Annotated in this window: 16 protein-coding genes and 1 pseudogene; 12 read left to right on the top strand and 5 right to left on the bottom strand. The window is 67.1% G+C overall.

All coding sequences use genetic code 11. The features are described 5' to 3' along the window. Window positions 1-5: 5 nt before the first annotated feature. Both ACWD3H_RS00085 and ACWD3H_RS00080 read right to left on the bottom strand, forming a co-directional pair. On the bottom strand, window positions 6-848 hold the full coding sequence (locus tag ACWD3H_RS00085) for a helix-turn-helix domain-containing protein (protein ID WP_451953461.1): 843 nt from the start codon (window positions 846-848) through the stop codon (window positions 6-8). A 186-nt stretch (window positions 849-1,034) separates the two neighbouring features. Further along, a complete protein-coding gene (locus tag ACWD3H_RS00080) occupies window positions 1,035-1,289 on the bottom strand; it encodes a winged helix-turn-helix domain-containing protein (RefSeq protein ID WP_355567099.1) in 255 nt (84 codons plus the stop codon). A gap of 841 nt (window positions 1,290-2,130) precedes the next feature. On the opposite strand from ACWD3H_RS00080, the gene ACWD3H_RS00075 reads away from it, so the two are divergent. Together ACWD3H_RS00075 and ACWD3H_RS00070 are read left to right on the top strand one after the other, a co-directional pair. Beyond that, on the top strand, window positions 2,131-2,517 hold the full coding sequence (locus tag ACWD3H_RS00075) for a hypothetical protein (RefSeq protein WP_451953460.1): 387 nt from the start codon (window positions 2,131-2,133) through the stop codon (window positions 2,515-2,517). After that, complete coding sequence (locus tag ACWD3H_RS00070; protein WP_451953459.1) at window positions 2,514-2,834, top strand: hypothetical protein; 321 nt, start codon at window positions 2,514-2,516, stop codon at window positions 2,832-2,834. The genes ACWD3H_RS00075 and ACWD3H_RS00070 overlap by 4 nt, the downstream gene beginning before the upstream one ends. Before the next feature lie 265 nt (window positions 2,835-3,099). Here the strand turns inward: ACWD3H_RS00070 and ACWD3H_RS00065 are convergent, their stop codons facing one another. From ACWD3H_RS00065 to ACWD3H_RS00055, 3 genes are all read right to left on the bottom strand, one after another. Beyond that, a complete protein-coding gene (locus ACWD3H_RS00065) occupies window positions 3,100-4,854 on the bottom strand; it encodes a hypothetical protein (RefSeq protein WP_451953458.1) in 1,755 nt (584 codons plus the stop codon). Next, window positions 4,824-5,096: a CGNR zinc finger domain-containing protein gene (locus tag ACWD3H_RS00060; RefSeq protein WP_364157631.1), complete on the bottom strand. Its 273-nt coding sequence runs from the start codon at window positions 5,094-5,096 to the stop codon at window positions 4,824-4,826. The genes ACWD3H_RS00065 and ACWD3H_RS00060 overlap by 31 nt, the downstream gene beginning before the upstream one ends. A gap of 82 nt (window positions 5,097-5,178) precedes the next feature. Next, entirely contained in the window at window positions 5,179-5,745 is a 567-nt protein-coding gene (locus tag ACWD3H_RS00055; RefSeq protein ID WP_451953457.1) for a TetR/AcrR family transcriptional regulator, read from the bottom strand. A gap of 85 nt (window positions 5,746-5,830) precedes the next feature. Between ACWD3H_RS00055 and ACWD3H_RS00050 the strand changes: the two genes are divergently transcribed. The 10 genes and pseudogenes from ACWD3H_RS00050 (at window position 5,831) to ACWD3H_RS00005 (ending at window position 18,947) form a co-directional block, all read left to right on the top strand. After that, window positions 5,831-6,517, top strand: a complete 687-nt coding sequence (locus ACWD3H_RS00050) for an SDR family oxidoreductase (RefSeq protein ID WP_451953456.1) — start codon at window positions 5,831-5,833, stop codon at window positions 6,515-6,517. 852 nt (window positions 6,518-7,369) lie between these two features. Further along, entirely contained in the window at window positions 7,370-7,657 is a 288-nt protein-coding gene (locus tag ACWD3H_RS00045; RefSeq protein ID WP_451953455.1) for a hypothetical protein, read from the top strand. Window positions 7,658-7,876: 219 nt separating this feature from the next. Then, window positions 7,877-8,380, top strand: coding sequence for a transposase (locus tag ACWD3H_RS00040; RefSeq protein ID WP_451953454.1), 504 nt, complete (start codon window positions 7,877-7,879; stop codon window positions 8,378-8,380). An 887-nt stretch (window positions 8,381-9,267) separates the two neighbouring features. Next, window positions 9,268-12,450: a DNRLRE domain-containing protein gene (locus ACWD3H_RS00035; protein ID WP_451953453.1), complete on the top strand. Its 3,183-nt coding sequence runs from the start codon at window positions 9,268-9,270 to the stop codon at window positions 12,448-12,450. Between the two features lie 13 nt (window positions 12,451-12,463). After that, window positions 12,464-13,042 (top strand): hypothetical protein, encoded by a 579-nt coding sequence (locus ACWD3H_RS00030; protein ID WP_451953452.1) that lies wholly within the window; start codon window positions 12,464-12,466, stop codon window positions 13,040-13,042. 367 nt (window positions 13,043-13,409) lie between these two features. Then, window positions 13,410-13,952 (top strand): annotated as a pseudogene (locus ACWD3H_RS00025) (helix-turn-helix domain-containing protein); the annotation flags it as partial. Window positions 13,953-14,307: 355 nt separating this feature from the next. Beyond that, a complete protein-coding gene (rfbA, locus tag ACWD3H_RS00020; RefSeq protein WP_355567112.1) occupies window positions 14,308-15,180 on the top strand; it encodes a glucose-1-phosphate thymidylyltransferase RfbA in 873 nt (290 codons plus the stop codon). Between the two features lie 79 nt (window positions 15,181-15,259). Further along, window positions 15,260-16,459 carry an AMP-binding protein gene (locus ACWD3H_RS00015; RefSeq protein ID WP_451953451.1) on the top strand — a complete coding sequence of 400 codons (1,200 nt, stop codon included), beginning with the start codon at window positions 15,260-15,262 and terminating at the stop codon, window positions 16,457-16,459. After that, window positions 16,456-17,994 carry an aromatic amino acid ammonia-lyase gene (locus ACWD3H_RS00010; protein WP_355567118.1) on the top strand — a complete coding sequence of 513 codons (1,539 nt, stop codon included), beginning with the start codon at window positions 16,456-16,458 and terminating at the stop codon, window positions 17,992-17,994. Before ACWD3H_RS00015 ends, ACWD3H_RS00010 begins: the two co-directional genes overlap by 4 nt. Then, window positions 17,991-18,947: an SAM-dependent methyltransferase gene (locus ACWD3H_RS00005; RefSeq protein ID WP_451953450.1), complete on the top strand. Its 957-nt coding sequence runs from the start codon at window positions 17,991-17,993 to the stop codon at window positions 18,945-18,947. Before ACWD3H_RS00010 ends, ACWD3H_RS00005 begins: the two co-directional genes overlap by 4 nt. The last annotated feature ends 123 nt before the right edge of the window (window positions 18,948-19,070 follow it).

Genomic DNA, 19,070 nt, shown 5'->3' with positions numbered 1-19,070 from the left:
CGCCTCTACTTAAGATGATCAATGAGTTTGGTCAGGTACGCGGCGGAAACCTCCGCGCTGAGTGCAGACGCACGCGCATGGTCGAATATGAGCGTATAACCACGTAACTCTTCTTTGGTCTCCAAGTACAGGTCGCTCATGGCCGTCTCCACGTAGACGATCGAGCCGTCTCCCTGTTTGAAGTCGAGGATCATGAACGAGCCCTCAATGGCGGCATGTGCGCCAGCGGTATCAGGGAGAACTTGGACGGTGATGTGATCTCGCGCTGATAGCTCGATCACATGCTCCAATTGCCGCACCATGATCTCTGGGCTGCCGACCACCTTGCGCAACGCCGCCTCATCGAGGATGACCCACAGGTTGGGCGGATTGTCCTGTCGGAGGATCTCTTGCCGGGCCAGGCGTGCCTCAACGCGCCGGGCAATGAGGGTTTCGTCCATGACCCGGCCTCCTCGAAAGATGGCGGTCATGTAGTCCGGCACCTGCAACAGTCCAGGGATGGACAGTGCGTGGTAGGCGCGGATGTCGATGGCCGCTGCCTCGAACCCCGCGAGTGAACCTCTGAACACATCGCTGTACTTCGACCACCAGCCCTTTTCGCGGGCCTGGCGGGCAAGGGTGAGCACAGCATCGTGCATGGCTTTGTCGGTAACGCCATAAAGATCGAGCAAGGCCCGAATGTTCGCCAGATCAGGCCGTACCCATCTATTTCCCTCCATATAGGTCAATTTGCCTGGCGACCACGCCAGCTGCCGAACGACCTCTTCGGCGGTGAGACCAGCCGCTTTGCGCAATCTGATGAGCTCGGCACTGAGTTGCCGTCGGCGCACCGTAGGACTGCCCTTCACGCCGAACCCCCTCAATCAAGACTCAGAGAGAAAAATAGTTTGAGGCAATAAACTTTGAGGCTTGCAAGTTGGTCGGGTCAAGGTTCACTATGGACCCACCACCCCATAACTCAGAGTGAGGACACCATGACAGTCGGAGGTCGATCCTTGCAACGGCTCCGCCTGTTCGATGTGGTCGTGGTGGGCTCAGTCCTTCTCGTCAGCGGGTGTCTTCGCCGGGCTGACGAACGATCCGATCTGCGGGACGGTGTAGACCACCCCCTGTTCGCGGAGGTAGGCGACCACCTTCCTGGCCGTGCCCCGGGCGATACCGAACTCCTGCACCATCTGCACCTCAGAGGGGATCAGGTGGCGCGGCAGGTACTGGCCGCGTTCGATTCTCTCGGTGAGGGTCTCGGCGACCTGGATCCATATCGGCCGATCACGCTCGAACTCGATCATGCGAAGAAGATAGACGGCCATGCTCATAGGCACTCATGTGAGTACGAGCATGGACGAGCACACGCAGAGAAGAGCTGTAGAGGCTCGAAATCCGCCTCAAGGCTCATAAAGCGGACCCGCCCGGTGCTGGAACACCGTGACGGGCCCTTGATCAGGAAGTAGGTCCTGACCCGTGAGCAACCCTAGTGCTCCAGTTCTCGACAGACAGGCGGTCGGTGACTGCGGCTGTTTCGCCGAGGTGCCGCCGATGCCGATGGGGTGTGCCGTCTGCGGGCACGCTCCCTACGCGCACGGTTGTCCCGATCGGCCCGCCGATCACGAGTACGCCCAGCCCTCCGGTGACCTGTTGGACATTCGGCTGCGGGTCCGTCGTACCGGAGACCGTTCCCTGCCGTGCTTCGAGCCGCCCGCCCACGCGGCCCCGGCCAGGACGATCCCCGCTCAGCGGTCCGCCGAGGTGGTCGCGCCGATATCCGTTCGGCAGCGTGCCGGGTCGGCCCCGGCCGAGAGGATTCCGCCGATCCCCGCTCAGCGTCGTCCCGAGCGGAGACCGGCCGTCGAATCGCCCGTACCGGTGTCGCCGCCTCGGCGGATGTCCTGTCGTCCGCGTCCGGCGTCCGCTCCCACCAGGCCGTCCCGGCTCGGATGTGGACGCCGTCTCGTGCCCCGCTCCGGGCGAAGAACCACCTGCGCACCGAACCGCTCGGCGGTCACCCCGTCTTCGTATCGGCCACCCGGCCGGTACGGCGAACCCCTCCAGATCCTTCCCCGCTTCATGAAGCAGGCCCGCCCCACGCTGACAACGACCGGACGGGCCCTTGATCGGATCGAGGTCCAACCAGTGAGAGATGGTAGTTCCGCCCACCCAGAGCCCACCAGCCCCGAGACGACGATTCCCAAGACGACGATTCCCGGCTGGAGGTTGATCCTCAGCGACGCCGGGCGACTGTGGGCCAGCCGGGAGCGGCCCTTCTCCAAGGTGGCCACCCACGCCGGGGCCGAACGAACCGTCGACGGCGACAGCCTGGAGGCGCTGCGGGCCGAGACCGACCGGCAGGAGACCTTCGCCCGCGAGGCGGAGGAGCAGGCGGCACGCGAACAGGAGACGCGGGAGACTCCTGCCTCGGAGGAGCCGGAGCAGGAGACGCGAGAGCAGGAAACTCGGGAACAGGAGACGCGAGAGCGGGAGATGCCGGAGCGGGAGCAGGCCGGGCGGGTGGTCTCGTGATCCGCCGCTGCCTGGCCGCCGCCCGGGGCCGTCACCGCGACGGCCAGGCCGCCGCCCCGGTCCCGCATTACACCTGGGACCACGAGGCCCGCGCCGAGGCCGCGATGCTGGAGATCACCTGGCCAGGCTGGGCCGTGCTGTACGGCACCGGCAGCCGACTCTTCCACGCCATCGCCACCTGGCCCACCCCGGAACCGCTGATCATCTGTGACCGGACCGTCGAGGGCCTGAAGACCCAGATGCGCGAGGCCGAGACGACCGCGCTCCTGCACCGCTGGGCACTCACCTCCACCTCGGCCAGCATCGGCCACTTCTGATGAGCGGGCACGACGGCCCCATCCCTTCCCCGGTCCGGGGCCGCCGTGCCGTCAACGACGTACCGCGTGAGGGTGAAACGCGGTGCGTGACGTGGGCGGGCCGCCCACCCGGCCCGCCCCCGTGACGTATCCGCCGCGCCATCCCACCGTCAGGTTCGTTCGGGGACGCCCGGCCCATCTCGCGTCCCCGATGAGATCGCCGCCACGCGCCTGACACGCAGGTGCGCGTGTTCGCGCACGGTCCGCACGCAGGGCGGCCGACCGGTCACCGCCACGGGCGGTGGACGACCTTCGTCGCGGAACGGCCGGGGTAAACGACGATCAGGTGCTCCTCGACGGGCGCGTCGGGGTCGTCCTCGTTCCACTCGAACGCGCGGGCGTAGACGCGCATCCGGTAGCGGCCGGGGCCGTCGACGGCCAGGTTGGGCAGCGGCTTGATCGCCCCGCTGTCACCGCCCTCGGGGTACGGCGGTACGACCAGGCGGCCGCTGCGACTGATGACGCCCACCTCGACCACCCGCTCCCAGCCCTTGAGCCGGAGCGGCGGGGCGGCGCCGAACGCCTTGACCGTCAGACACATCGGCGCGTTCTCGCCGTCGGTCGTGATGGCGGCGCTGCTGCCGGCGGCGTCGATGAACCCGTCGTCGATGGCCTTGAAGATGTCACCGCCCGCGCCCTCGGTGCTGTCCCGGTCGTCGAAGACGGCATAGCCGCCCCCTTCGAAGAGCAGGTACGCGGCCGTGCCCTGCCGCCTGGCCCGCAGCTTCGGCCAGGGGTCGGCGCATCGGGCGTTCATCTCGCTCTCCCAGGCGGCCAGCTCTCGCTCCCGCTTGGCCTGTTCGCGCGCCTCGTCCGCCCGCTGCCGGGCGACGACGTCGGGGCACAGGAACTCCAGGGCGTTGCCAAGCTCGCCCGCGCCCGCCGATCCGCCCGTCCGCCGGAGCAACTCCTGCCGTTCCTCGACGCCGGGCACCGCGCACAGTTTCTCGCCGTAGGCCAGGATGCGCTGGTCCGGCAGGTCCTCGGGGAACATCGGGCTCCCCGCGTAGGTGTCGTTCCTGGCCAGGCACAGAAACGCCCGCCGCCGGTCCTGCGGCGGAGTGTCGGCGTAGGACCGGATCCGCTCGCGGCACCCTTCGTCCGCGCCGGTGAAGCTGAACCGGGCGCCTTCCTCGGCGCCGACCGCGACGAGCGGCAGCACGAGCGCCACGGCGACGATCGGCCGCGGCCCGCGGCCGGTGGCGGGCCGCGTGGCGGTTTCAGCGGCGGGCATGCCGGCGGGTCCGGCGAGCTCGTGCGCGGTGCGTGCCAGCCACACCGTGTGGAACACGCCGAGCGCGTTCACCACGAGCCCCGGGCCGTCGAACAGCAGCCACTGGAAGGCGAGGTTGAGCACGGGGAAGGCCAGCAGGACGACGAGCGCGATCCGCCCGATGTCGATCGTGGCGCTGCTCCACCGCCCGTCGCGGCGCTGCCCGACGAGGATCATCACCATCCAGCCGAAGCTCGCCAGTCCCAGCAGGCTGATCACCTGGAGGCCGGGGCCGTCGAGGAAGCGCAGCAACGCCGGGGTCAGCACGCCGATCAGGCCGAGCGCCAGGGCGATCACCCGGAACAGGGCCGAGACTCCGGAGACGACCCGCACCAGCAGGATCACCGTGGCGGCCCACGCGACCAGGCTCGCGACGTACTCCACGGTGTCGGACAGCTCGTCGACGAGTTCCCAGAGCACCAGGTCGCCGGCGACGTTCGCATAGAGCAGGCGCCGTAGCCAGACCACGCCGCGTGGCAGCCCCTCGGTGCGCGGCAGCGCGGGACCGCGCAGCACCTGCCACAGCATCCACGCGTTGAGCCCGCAGATCCCGGCGAGCAGCAGACCCAGCCAGTCTTCCTCCGCGGAGATGCCCCACGTCGAGGCCGCCGCGGCCACCGACAGCGCCGACAGGTCCCCGGACACGGCGGCGAGCACCGCGGCTACCGCCACGACGGTCAGGTAGAGCGCGACGACGACGGCGGCCACGCGCCCGAAGCGGTATCGTCCGATGGCGGCCCAGATTCGAGTGACGATGCGGGTGATCTTAGCGGCATATCGACACGGTTCCCGCGCAGTCGCATCGAGCACCAGCGGCCCGTCCGGGATCGGGAGTGGTCGTGGAAGGCCCACCGGCAACCGTCATTGGCGCAGGCTTTCAGGCGGGCCCACGTCTCGTCGGCCAGTGCCGCCGCCGTCGCGCCGACAACCCGGCCGACCACGGCGTCCATGCCGTCGCCGTGGTCGACGAAGGCGACGCCGTCCGGCGTGAACGTGATGTCGGCGCCGGACCGGCGGGCCTTGTGTCCCGGGTCAGCTGTTCGCCGTCAAGGCGGCGCGTGCGGTGGTGAGGATCTCCTCGGAGAGGGGGGAACCCTTGGTGGCCCGGGACAGGACGAGTGCGCCGAGCATCGTGCACAGCCGGGTGATGCCGTCCTGGTCCTCGGTGGCGAGCCACTCGGCGAAGTCGCTCACGCCCTCGGCGTAGACGCGGTGGGCCTCGTGATCACCGAGTTCCCGTGCCATGTCGGTGGCGAGCCCGGCGACGGGGCAACCGTCCGCCGGGTTGTCGCGGTGCTCGACGGAGAGGTAGGTGTCGATCGCCGCCCGCTGCTCCAGTCCTGCCGCGCGGCGCCGGGCGAACTCGTCGAAGGCGTGGGCGGTGGCCTCGTCGACGAGCGCCTCCTTGGAGGCGAACTGCTTGTAGAAGCCGCCGTGGGTCAGCCCGCACTCCTTCATGAGGTCGGCGACGCTGACCTGTGTGCCCCGCTCGCGGAACAGCCGGGAGGCGGCTGCCACGACCCGCTTGCGGTTCTCCTGTGCTTGCGCCTGCGACACGCGGCCCATCGGCCACCTCTCAAGTTGGATGTCGGTTGACATCTATCCTACCCTCCGGTTTAGATTATCAACGTAATCTAATTGTCGGGCTCGGTCATCGGAACCGCCCGCGACGCTGGGAGCAAGCATGGAACTGAAGGACGCGGTCGCAGTGGTCACCGGCGCCAACCGGGGATTGGGTCGCCGGCTGGCCGTCCAGCTTCTGGAGCGCGGAGCGAAGGTGTACGCGGCGGCCCGCCGCCCTGAGAGCGTGGACGTGGCCGGTGTCGTCCCGCTCCACCTGGATGTGACCGACGAGAAGTCGATCCGGGCCGCGGCCGGCATCGCCTCCGACGCGACGCTGCTGGTGAACAATGCCGGGATCTTCACCGGCACCCCTCTGGTCGCCGGTGATCTGGACTCGGTGCGGCTGGAGGTGGACACGAACTTCTTCGGGCCGCTCGCCGTGACGCGGGCCTTCGCCCCGGTCATCGAGGGCAACGGCGGCGGCGCCGTGCTCAACGTCCTGTCCGTGCTGTCCTGGCTGCACCCGGCCGGTTCCGGGTCCTATTCGGCGGCCAAGGCCGCCGCGTGGGCACAGACCAACGCGATCCGCGAGGAACTGGCACCCCGCGGCATCACCGTCTCGGCGCTGCACGTCGGGTACATGGACACCGACATGGCCGCCGGCGTTCCCGCCGAGCGGAAGATCGATCCCGCCGAGGTCGCGGCCCAGGCCCTGGACGGCATCGAGAAGGGCCTCCCCGAAATCCTCGCCGACGACATCACCCGGCACGTCAAGCAGAACCTGGCCGCGACGCCGAACCCGGTGTGAGGCGCACCCCGCGGCGTCCGTTGTACGTCGCCCCCGGTGGCGGCGACCCGGGTAGGGACTTCTCACCAGGCGCGGTCAAGGCCCACGTCGAGCCCGCGCACCCCATACGGTCCTGCGGTGGTGAGTCAGCGGGCCGCGCCTCGGTCACGGAACCGTTCCCGGAGCTCTCCGGGCCTCGTCAGGGGAGGCCGTACCGCTACTTGCAGGAGGGCTGAGGCAAAAAAGAAAGGGGCAGTGGCCACGAATGGCGAGTGCCCCTCCAAGTCTGCTAGCGACACTAACACGCTCCGTAGCGATCCGCTACGGCGCTCTGTGTACATCAGTCGTCACTGGAGGTGTCCGGCGAGTCGTACGCGCGCCATGTTCTCGCACGTATGATCGATTATTTTACGGATGAGGGCACTCCGTGGGCACGCAGGCTATGGGACATCGGGTCCCTGCTGGCATTGGAAGAACTGTGGGAGGCAGGGATCTGGCAGGCGCAGGGAGTTCTTTCCTCTGCTGCTTGTGACTGGCAACGTGCTGAGCTGCGGGTACTCGTCGGCCCGGACCGAGGGTTGGGCGAGCGCGAGCTACGTAAGGAAATCACCGCCCTGCTCAGTGGTCCGCTGCCCGACCCGAGTCCGGCGCGTCGACGGCTGCGCGAGATCATAGATCATGCCCGCTCAGGGTATTTGGAGCGTTGGGCCACTGCCGTCGCCTTGTCGGATCGACCTGGGCCGGAGCGGTTCTCCCGTAGCATCGCCGCACATTTATCGGTGCATTGCCGAGGCCTTGCACATGTCCGGTACCGCAGCATTGGACTTTACGGGTGCCCGGACCAAACACAGTGACCGCCCAGCCGCAGAGCGGATGGTCGCACTGCTTGCGGATCCCCGCCGCGTACTGGGTGAGGTCATGGGCACATACCGCATCACACTGCGCCGCCTGTATCGCACCCGTAACATCGTGCTGCACGGCGGTGCGATGCAGGGAGTGGCTCTGCACGCTTCTCTGCGTACCGCTGCTCCCTTGATCGGTGCCGGCTTGGACCGGATCGTGCACGCGGACCAGGCGGAGCAACTCACTCCCCTGGATCTCGCAGCTCGTGCGGAGGTCGCTTTAACCTGCGGCTTTCACGGTGAATATCGCCACTCTTGATCGTTTACATGAGAAAAGTGCCTTTGAACTGGGATGATCGGACTTGTCTAAGGACCCGCCCACACCAGCTCAAGAGGCACTTTTCACGTGCAGACTACCGCTTCGCGACCCAAGATCGTCATGTCCGCCGATACCTCCGGGCTCATCTCCCACTCAGGCGCGCTGCTGTTGCTGGAGACGCTGCGCGTCACCGGCCTGGACCGCGCCCTCTCGAAGTAATTGCAGCGTTGGCGACCGGCTCGCGCGATCCATGACCCCGGCAAGATCGTCGCTGATCTCGCAGTCAGCCTCGCCCTGGGAGGTGACTGCCTGGCCGACATCGCAACACTGCGCTCCCAGCCACAACTGTTCGGCCCCGTCGCCTCCGATCCGACCGTCTCCCGGCTGATCGACCGGCTCGCCACCGACACCCCCAAAGCCCTCACCGCGATCCGCACCGCCCGCGCCATCGCCCGTGAACACGCCTGGGCCCTGGCCGGGCCGGCCGCACCCGGAGGCGACGACCAACTGATCCCCATCGACCTGGACGCCACCATCGTCCTGGCCCACTCCGACAAGGAAAACGCCACCCCGACCTGGAAGAAAACCTTCGGCTTCCACCCCATGACCGCCTTCGCCGACCACGGCGCCCACGGATCCGGTGAGCCACTGGCCCTGATCCTAAGGAGCCCGGGGCCCGTGGAACCCCGCCCACCCGGCGCGACAGCCGGGCCACCACGCTGACCAGGAACCGAAATCACCCCTCAGCCGGATACCTCAGCCAACCACACGAAGATCGTGAAAGATCGAGGCTAGAGGCCAGTTGCGTCTTTCGGCAGTTGAAAGACTCCCGCGCGCCGCTCCATCCGCCACCGTTGCACCGAGGGCGCGGCGTCCCTTACCAACTTCGCCACTGAGTACAGCCGGATGCTCCACCATCCACCGCATCATCCACGACCCACAAGTCCGTAGGTAGAACGCAGAATTAAATCCTGCTTCACCCCTGGTCGTATCTATAGAGGTTCCGGTCCGCCTAATCTGAGATTTCTTTGCTGGAAGAACGTCATCGGTTTCCAGTGGAGTGATCGCCCAGTATTGGTGGCTTGACTGTCTGTAATGCCGGAACGTCGCAAGCGGGTCTCTAATGTATGGTCGGTATTGACTGTCGCGCCATCTCGGGAGATCATCTTGGTGACCTCCAAGTCTGCTGACTGATATCGGAAGTGCCCTCCGGAGAAACGCCCTGCGGGCTACTTCATGTACCCCGCCCAGCTCGAACCTGACTCTATTGCGAGGTCCGCGTCAGCGAAAAAATATCCACTCCTCTAGCTTCAAAATAGGAGTAGACATTAAGTCTGCTTTGCAGATATTGTGCCCATGCCATTTACCCCTAATGGAGGTTCAAAGGCATGAGCTCTACCTTCTTATCGAGAAGGTATTGTGCGCCCTCCCTGGTAGCAGGACTCGCCCTCGCGGCCACAGCGTTACTGGTCAACGGGAGTCCGGTTATCGCCGAAGCGCCGCCGAGTGAAGCAAAAAGTGACTTGACCGCTACATTCGCAGCCGCCAAGGAAAAGGGCTCGCCAGTAGAGGTGGTATCCGCGAGACGTGAGGACTCCACGCTCTACGCGATGCCGGACGGTTCCTTCTCGGTAGAAATGCATGCCGGCCCTATCCGCATCAAGAAGGGGCAGGACTATGTGCCGGTCGACACCACTCTCGTCTCTGAGAAAGGGCGCCTGAAGCCGAAGGCGGCCAAGTATGAGACAACCCTTTCAGCCGGCGGTCCCGGACCTCTCGTCACCTTCAGCGATGGAACGGCCTCGCGCACAATTGGATGGTCGCAGGCCCTCCCGCGTCCGGAGATCAACGGCAGCCAGGCCATCTACAGGAACGCCGTTCCCGGTGGAGACATTGTTCTGACCGCTACCGCCACTGGCTTCAACCAGGCGGTGGTGTTGCGTGAGAGGCCGAGCAAGGCCCTTGAGATCTCCATTCCGGTCGCTCTTTCCCAGGGGCAGAAGTACCGGAAAGCCGATGGCGGCAGGCTTGACCTGGTCGGCTCCGACGGCAAAGTCCTGGCCACGTCCGCGCCACTGCGGCTGGGCGACGCCAAGTCCCTCGAATCGCCGGATACCGGTTCCACCTCAGAGGTTCCCGTAGAGATTCAGCAGACCGGCGCGGGAAGTACGCTGGTCTTGCGTCCGGACCAGCGGTTCCTCACCGACGACAAGGTCGGCTACCCCGTGACGCTCAGCGTGTCCGACTGGGTGGGTGCCGGTCTCAAGGTGGACACCATGATCAGTTCGGACTATCCGAACTCGCAGACGGGGGCCACGTGGCTCCACGCGGGGAGATTCGGCAGCGGCTCGAAGACCGCCAGGAGCTATATCCGCTTCAACGCGGGACTACCGCTGCGCGGCGCGACAATCTCGAACGCGGACCTGCGTCTGTGGAACTACAAGTCCAGCGCGTGCGGCTCCTCGGTGGGGTCGGGCATTCAGGTGCGCCGCATCACGAGTGACTGGGCGTCGAGCACCTTGAGCATGTCCAATCAACCCTCGACCACCACGACCGGGGCGATCGTGCTGGGGGCTGCCGCGGGCGACCCGAACTGTGCCGAGGCCGAGCTCTACTACTCGGTCGAAAACATCGTCCAGGCATGGGCCGACGGCGCTGCCGACTATGGTTTCCAGCTGCGCGCGGCCAATGAGTCGGACACGACGAACTGGCGCATGTACCGATCCTCCGAGAGCGGCGGCACCGGACCGGTGCTCTTCATCCAGTTCACCCACCCCGGGCCGCAGCACATCGAGTTCACGACCTACCAGGGCGCGGCATCGGTCCCTCTCGACGGCACGCCATACGAATTCCATTCCTTGCTGAACATACCGGGCATGCGCGAGGAAGATCTCTCCGAGTTCGTACAGACCGGTCAGGTGACAAGGGAACCGGTGCTGGCGGAGGCGGCGACCGAGTGGCCTCTGACAGGTGACTGGGAGGCGTCACCGAAGTACTACGAACTCCAGTACGGCGAGCCGGCGGAGCCAATAGCCTCACCGTCCCCATCACCCTCACCGCCGTCATCGCCTTCGCCGTCCCCCTCTCCCACATCGGGCGGGCAGACCGTCACGTTGCCGATCCAGACAGACACCTGGATCGACGATTTCGGCTCGACCGGGCCCGGCGACTCGACATTGTGGGCAGGTAAATACGACGCCGAAGATTTCTCGATCACCGAGCGAACGTACCTGAAGTTCGACACGGCCGCGCTCGCGGGCAAGACCGTCACAGACGCGCGGCTCGAACTGTGGAACAACGACTCATACGGGTGCGGCGGGGCAATCAGGGCGCAGCGCGTCACCAGCGCCTGGGACGCCGCGACGCTCGAATGGGGCAATCAGCCGGCCGCGACAGCCAGCGGAGAAAGCAGTGCCACCGAAATCGGCGCATGTCCCGCCGAACCGGCGCTTTGGTCATGGCAACTGACCGACATCGCCCAGGCGTGGGCGTCGGGACAGCCCAATCACGGCGTGCTCCTGCGGGCTGCGGACGAGTCGGGTACGGCCGCGGAGTACGACCGCGGGTTCGACGCGTCGGAGGGAACCCACCCTCCTGTTCTTAAGGTGACCCTCGCCGAGGGGCCGGGCACCTCCCCGTCCCCGTCACCGACGCCCACCTCTGGCGACACGACTCCGCCCACCGTCGTGGCGGTCAGCCCGCCCGAAGGGGCGACCGGAGTACCGGCGAACTCGCCCGTCACCGTGACATTCAGTGAGCCGGTGACCGGAGCGCAGATCACCGTCTTCGACGCACAGTTCGACGAGGAGGTGCCGGGGGCGGTGAGCATGAACGCGCAGGGCACCGTACTGACGTTCACCCCGTCCGAGCCGTGGATGGACTCCTTCATGGTCGTCACGGTGTCCGGGGCGAAGGACACGGCCGGCAACACGATGAGCCCTTACGAATGGGCCTTCGGCGAGTTCTGGGCAAGCGCCCGGAGGGGGAGCAGGGCCGCCGTGAAGGCCGATGCCCCAACCGTCGAACGTGCCTGGGCCCGTCCCGATGGACGCACCCTGATGGTCCAGGTGAATGACAAGCTGCGCCGGACATCCAATGTGACCGTCGAGGTCAGGGCTGAGGGCAGGAACGGCTCCAAGCTCCTGTGGTCCGGTGTCGTGAACGATGTGGCAGCGGGCAAGGTCGCGCACCTGCGGATCCCGCCCGGCAAGGTCACCGGCGGGCAGGTGCACTGGCGAGCTCGCGCCACAACGGGCGGTGTCGCCGGCGCATGGTCCAAGTGGCAGTCGGTCGCCGTCGCCAAAGACAACGTCACGACCAGAGCGGTCGCCGCTGCTGTGGAGCCCCCCGGTTCGTTCGACCTTCTGACCCATTGGCAGAGTAAGGACGGCAAGAGAATCAACTATCGCAAGGGCTACTGGGACAGGTCCAGAGACGAGGGCTTCGGCAGCATCAAAATCGCGCAAAAGCACGACCTGACCGCCATGTCCGCCCACCAAATGACAAAACACCCACATCGGGGCATCGTCCCCGATAACTTAATCATGACGCGCTATCACTACCTGGCGACGGCCTACAGGCATACATGTAGCGGCTTTCTTTGGTGGAAGAGCTGTAAGGTGGCAGAGAGTCGGGACACCAGGACAGTCGTGGACTTCAATGTCCAATCAGCCAAATATCAGGGTACCCTCGGGGTTATTACTGCGTTCTGTGAGCAGCGCAACAACAACCCGTTGTGTCCCCCCTGGATGAAGCGATCTTTCGGGGCGGTTCTCCTGCCAGTTCCCGAATAACCAAGGATGCTACGTGCGGATCGACGCCTGGAACGAGGACCAGCCCGAGCTGATCGCACGTTTGCGCCTGTTGTACAACATGGCGGCGACGCAGCGGGCCAACGCCTCCGAGGGGCTGGCCTTCGCGTCGATCCGGCTCGACGGCGACAGCGGACGGTGCACCGTCATACCTGCCGGACACACCGCCCTGAACTGTCGTGTGGACTACTCGATCTCATCGCGGGACGCCTTATGCGACGCACTCGCCGCGCAAGGCGTCCCGCTCCGCGCGGCCCCTTCGGACGATGGGACCCTCGGCATGCCCGAGGACGACGACCCGCTCCTGCTCCAACATGCCTGGATCATGAAAATGATCGCCTACGGGGTGGATCCCTGGACTGTTTACCCACGTTCATGGACCGGCGACCTGCTGGAGGTCCGGTTGGCACACCAATCAACAGAGGCGATCTTCCGGATAGACGGCGTACTACCTCTGGTCACCATTAACGTCAGCCACGGTCAAGCATCTTCACATATCGCCCTGAACTATTCCATCGTAGATCGAATAAGCCGCCTCGTCGACGAGGGGGGCGAACCTACCCTCCTTTGGTGACACTCATGACCATCCAACCGGCGGCTTGGCTCACACCGGTACGGTTCAGCGCAGCACCCCAGCGAGCTCGTCGACCCGATCGGGGCTGCTCGCCCGTCTTGTGTTCGCCTGTGCGGCGCCTGCCTTTTTCGTGCGGTTGTATCTGCCCATGCGATCGAGCGGTGTTGTGACGGACGGACGAGCAGAGGTCCGATCCCGGGAACGAACCCGCGCTGTCAGCCTGGGAAGTGCATCGAGTACGGCAGGCGGGGCGGCTGAACTGGGCGTTCGGCTGGTCGTGGGTGACCGTACTGATCGAGAAGTGCGGGCGTGAGGTAACTGCCAGGCGCCTGTCGGGTGATGTTTGTCCAGGTGGCAGCCTTGAAGGATGAGGTACTCCGATAGAAGCGGAGGACTGTCCGCGCCAGAGCGGGACCGGCGGCAGAGGCTGCGGTTCCGGGCCGCGGACATGTTCGCCGGGGAAATCACCCCGACCCGGACCGCGCAACTGCTGGGCATCACGCCCAAGTCCGCCTATGAATGGCACGCCCGGTGGAAACGTGGCGGCAAGGCCGCGCTGGTCTCCAAGGGCGCCGCCGGGAACGGCTGCAAACTCACCGCCGAGCAGTTGAGACTGCTGGAGCCGCTATTGGGCCAGGGCGCCGCCGCGCACGGCTGGGACGACCAGCGCTGGACCAGCCCGCGTATCGCCCTGCTGATCACGCGGAAATTCCACGTCTCCTATACCCCGCGTGCGGTGGCCTACCTGCTGCGGCGGCTGGGCTGGTCGTTCCAGGTGCCCGCGCACCGGGCCGGCCAACGCGATGAGGCGCGGGTCGCCACCTGGGTGAAGCGGGTGTGGTCGGCGATAAAAGCACCCGGGCGGCCTGGGGCTCGTGGCTCGTCTTCGCCGACGAGTCCGGCCAGAGCCTAAAGACCGCCGGTTGCGTCCACGGAGGTGGTGTATGAGTTTCCCCAGCTAGATGGCGTGGCGCCGTGAAATGAGGACGGCGGTGGGCCCGGTGATCCGTTCGGGCGAGCGCGCGGAGCGGGTTCGTGACGTCTTCTCATCTCTTGCGGGAAATCCCTTGTGTGGATCGGATGCGGTTGTCGCCGCCGGTCCACGGCTTTCCGGAACGATGTGGTTGACAGCGAACCCGTCAACACGATAAACGGCATCGCTGTTTTCTGGGAAGGGATACGACTGGGCCGGGCGCTTGGCCGGCGGGCGAAACTCTGATTACTCTTGCGCTGCATTCATCCCGAAATCGAGGAGAGGACGGGTGATGAAGGGAATCGTTCTCGCCGGCGGTAGCGGTACGCGTATGTACCCCCTGACATTGGCTACGTCCAAGCAGCTGCTGGCCATCTATGACAAGCCAATGGTTTATTACCCGCTTTCCGTGCTCATGCTGGCCGGCATGCGGGACATTCTGATGATCTCAACGCCTGAGAGTCTCCCAGCGCTGCGCAACCTGCTGGGCGACGGATCGCATCTGGGGCTCGACATCTCCTACGCCGAGCAGGCGGAACCGCGAGGAATCGCCGAGGCGTTCATCATCGGCGCGGACTACATCGGCAACGACCAGACGGCGCTCATCCTGGGGGACAACGTCTTCCACGGCGCGGGCTTCCCGCGGATCCTGCGGGCCTGTCGTACCAGGTTGAACGGTTGCACGATGTTCGGATACCCGGTGTCGGACCCGGAGCGGTACGGCATCGGCGAGGTCGACGGCAGCGGTGCGCTGGTGTCGATCGAGGAGAAGCCGCTCCGCCCGCGCTCGAACGACGCGATCACCGGGCTCTACTTCTACGACAACGACGTCGTGGAGATCGCCCGGGATCTGGCGCCCTCGCCGCGCGGCGAGTTGGAGATCACGGACGTCAACCAGACGTACCTGAAGCAGGGGCGGGCCCACCTGGTCCGGCTCGGGCGGGGTTTCACCTGGCTCGACGCCGGCACGCACGACTCGATTCTGGCCGCGAGCCAGTACGTGCAGGTCATCGAGAAACGCCAGGGTGTCCGGGTGGCCTGCCTGGAGGAGATCGCGGTGCGCATGGGATACATCGACGCGGACGCCTGCCATCGGCTCGGCGCCGGGATGAAGAATTCGGAATACGGCCAGTACCTCATGGAAATCGCCCAGTCGCTCGGCTGAGCAGTGCTGTCCCGCCAGCGGGACAGCAAATCCGATTCTTTCGTCTCTCTTTCCGCACGCCCGGGGTAAAGGAGTGGCCATGGATTATGCCGAGCTGAGCCCGGCCGAATTGCTTTCCCTTGAATTCACCGCGCCGGCGATGACCGACAGGGCCTGGCAGGTGCGCTGGGACCTCGCCGACCGCGAGCCGGGGGAACTGGTGCTCGGCACCCTGCCGCCGACCATCGATTTTCACACCTCGGGGAGCACGGGTCCGAGCCGGTGCTGGCGGCGGCTGCGGGAGAACGTCTGGCTGGAGGCGGGCATGCTCGCCGAGCTGATCGAACCGGAGAAGCCGGAGGCGGTCGTCTCCTGCGTTCCCCCGACCCACCTGTACGGGGCGCTGGCGAGCGTGCTGATACCCGCTCATCTCCGGCTGCCGGTCTGGTACAAACCGACGTTCTACGGTGTCATGCCGCCGATCGAGCAGCGGCGGGTCGTGGTGGTGGCGACACCGTGGATCTTCACGTTGCTGTTGCAGCACATGAAGTGGGTCCGCGAGATGGAGCACATCACCGTGCTGTACGGCGGCGCGATGCTCCCCGCGACGGCCGGGGAGTTCCTCGCCGAGGCGGGCCCGGACCGGGCGCTCATCGTGGAGGTGCTGGGTTCCACCGAGGCGGGCGGCATCGCGACCCGGCGCTGGCGGGAGGGCGAACCTCCCCCCTGGACCCTCTTCCGCGACGTGTCCTTCGCCGAGCCCGGATCCAAGCCCGAGCTCGCGTCCGATCCCGAACCCGCCGGGACGAACGGCGAAGGGCAGAACGGCGACGGGTCACCGGACGACGGGGAGATACCGCTCGTGATCCGCAGTCCCCGGCTGGCGTTCCGGCCGGACGAGCGGCCACCGCCGCTCTGGGAGGCGGACGACCACGTCCAGCCGCTGGACGAGCGGACGTTCCGGTTCGCCGGTCGCCGCACCCGGCTGGTCAAGGTGAACGGCCGCCGGATCAACCTCGACGAGGTCGAGCACGCGCTGCGCGCCGTGCTGGACTGCGAGGACCTCGCGGTCGTCCCCGTCGCCGACCGGATGATCGGCGAGCACGTCGACCTGCTGGTCGTGCTGAAGCCGGGCACGGAACTGGCCGGCCTCGACCTGTCCACCGCGTTCGACCGGATCGGGGTCCGCCCGAAACGCGTGCACGAGGTGCCCAGGATCGAGCGGTCCGCGCTGGGCAAGGTGCGGCACCTCCAGACATCACCCACCACTGAGGCAACTGAAGCAGAGGTAGCAACGTGACACTGACCGCCGAGATGACGAGCAGCGAGACGACCGGTGCGGCGTACCTGGCGGAGATCGCCAGGAGCGCGTCCTGGGAGGGCCGGGTCGATCCGTGCGACGACGCCGACATCGCCAGGATGGAGGCCAGTGCGGCGACCGTCGCCAAACACCTGGCCGCCGACCAGCCCATCTACGGCCTTACCCAGGGATTCGGCCCGCTCGTCACGTACGCCGCGGAGTCGGAGATGGAGCAGGGCAGCTCGCTGATCTCGCACCTGGGCACCGGCCAGGGCAGGCCGCTGAGCCCGGAGGTGTCCAGGCTCATCTTCTGGCTGCGCCTCAACAGCATGCGCCGGGGGTTCTCGGCGGTCTCACCGGAGTTCTGGCAGACCCTGGCCGACCTGTGGAACGCCGGCTTCACACCGGTGATCCCGCGGGACGGCACGGTCAGCGCGAGCGGGGACCTGCAGCCGCTGGCACACGCGGCACTGACGTTCACCGGATTCGGCGAGGCGTGGATGCGCGGCGCCGACGGCGGCTGGGAGACGCGGCCCGCCGGGGAGGCGCTCGCGGCGCTGGGCGCCGAGCCGTTCGAGTGGCCGGTCAGGGAGGCGCTCGCCTTCGTCAACGGCACCGGCGCGAGCCTGGCGGTGTCCATCCTCAACCACCAGTCGGCGGTGCGGCTGGTCCGGGCGGCGGCGATGCTGACCGGCCGGCTGGCCACCCTGCTGCGGGCCAACAGCGAGCACTACGACGACGGCCACGCGTTCGCCCGCGGCCAGCTCGGGCAGCTCACGGCGGCCAGGTGGATCAGGCGGGAACTGCCCCAGGGCCTGGTCAGGGACGAGCGGCGGCCGCTGCAGGAGCCGTACAGCCTGCGGTGCGCGCCGCAGGTGCTCGGCGCGGTGCTCGACCAGCTCACCTCGGCGGGTGACGTGCTGGCCAGGGAGGCGAGCGGTTGCCAGGACAACCCGATCGCCTACGAGGGCCAGATCCTGCACGGCGGCAACTTCCACGCCATGCCGGTCGGCCTCGCCTCCGACCAGATCGGGCTCTCCCTGCACATGGCCGCCTACCTGGCCGAGCGGCAGCTCGGCCTGCTGCTCAGCCCGGCCACCAACGGAGACCTGCCGCCCATGCTCACGCCGAGGGCCGGCCGGGGCTGCGGGCTGGCGGGCGTGCACATCAGCGCGACGTCGTTCGTCTCCCGGATCAGGCAGGTCGTCTACCCGGCCTCGCTGACCACGCTGCCGACCAACGGCTGGAACCAGGACCACGTCCCGATGGCGCTCAACGGGGCGAACGCGGTCGCCGACGGCCTGGAGCTGGGCTGGCTGGCCATCGGCTCGCTGGCCCTGGGCGTGGCCCAGCTCGCCGTGATGGTCGGCGAGGAGCCCCAGGCCGACGGGATCTGGGCGGAGCTGGCCGAGATCTCCCCGCCGCTGGACGCCGACCGGCCGATGGCGAAGGAGGTGCGGGACGCCCGCGACCTGCTCGACCGGCACGCCGCCGCGGCGCTTGCCGCCGAGACCTGTCAGGAGGCGAGCAGGTGAGCATCGAACGGCTGCGAACGAACGCGCGTGATTTCACCGAAGGCGCCCGTCGGCCGCTGAGCACGCGTGGCTTCAACTCGAACGCCGGACAGGCGGCGAGGACCCCGGTGCGCTCCCCGAAGGAGATCGGGGAGTTCTATGACCGGAACAGCCGCGTGCTCACCGAGGTCTTCGCCGGCAGCATGCACTACGGCTACTGGACGGGCCCGGACGACGAGGCCGGTTTCGCAGAGGCCAGTGAGCGGCTGACGGCCATCATGATCGAGAAGCTCCGGGTCGGGCCGGATGACACGGTGCTGGATCTCGGCTGCGGTACGGGGAAGCCCGCGGTGCAGCTGGCCCGCGCGACGGGTGCGCGGGTGGTCGGCGTCTCGGTCAGTGCCGAGGAGGTCGAGCTGGCGAGCGCGCTGGCCCGGAGCGAGGGGGTGGCGGACCTGGTGCGGTTCGAGTTCGCCGACGCGACGGACCTGCCGTTCGCGCCCGGCTCCTTCGATGCCGTGCTCGCCCTCGAATCGGTAGTGCACATTCCCGACCGGATCAACGTGTTGAAGCAGATCGCCCGCGTCCTGCGGCCCGGAGGGCGGCTGGCCCTCACGGACTCCATCACGGGGAGGGGGGCGGAGGGGGACGAGGAGGCGGAGCTGGCCATGGCCGAGGTGCTGGACGCGTGGCGCCATGCACCGCAGGTGCGGGCCGGGAACTATCCGAGATTCCTCCGCGAGGCCGGTCTGGTCGCGGATGAGATCACTGACATCGCAGAGAACGTGAAGTACACGTACGGGAAGCTGTACGCGGCGATGGACGAATACGTCCGGAAGCACGGCGACCTGCCGCCCGACCTGGCCCGGATCTTCGATCTGGGCGACGGCGTGGACTGGGCGGAGCAGGAGAAGGAGCCGCAGCGCGACGGCATCGTCATCATCGCGGCACACCGGTCCGACACGTCCCGGTAACCCTGAAGCACGGATGTCCCGAGGCGGGTTCCTCACCCGCCCCATTACCGACGTTCGTCGAATCCGGCTCCGTATCGGTCGACACGCCGCCCCCGGCGCGGACGGACGGGCCGTCCGCCGGGG

It is taken from the genome of Streptosporangium sp. NPDC002607 (assembly GCF_053592655.1).
This window is presented reverse-complemented; position numbering and strand designations above follow the sequence as displayed.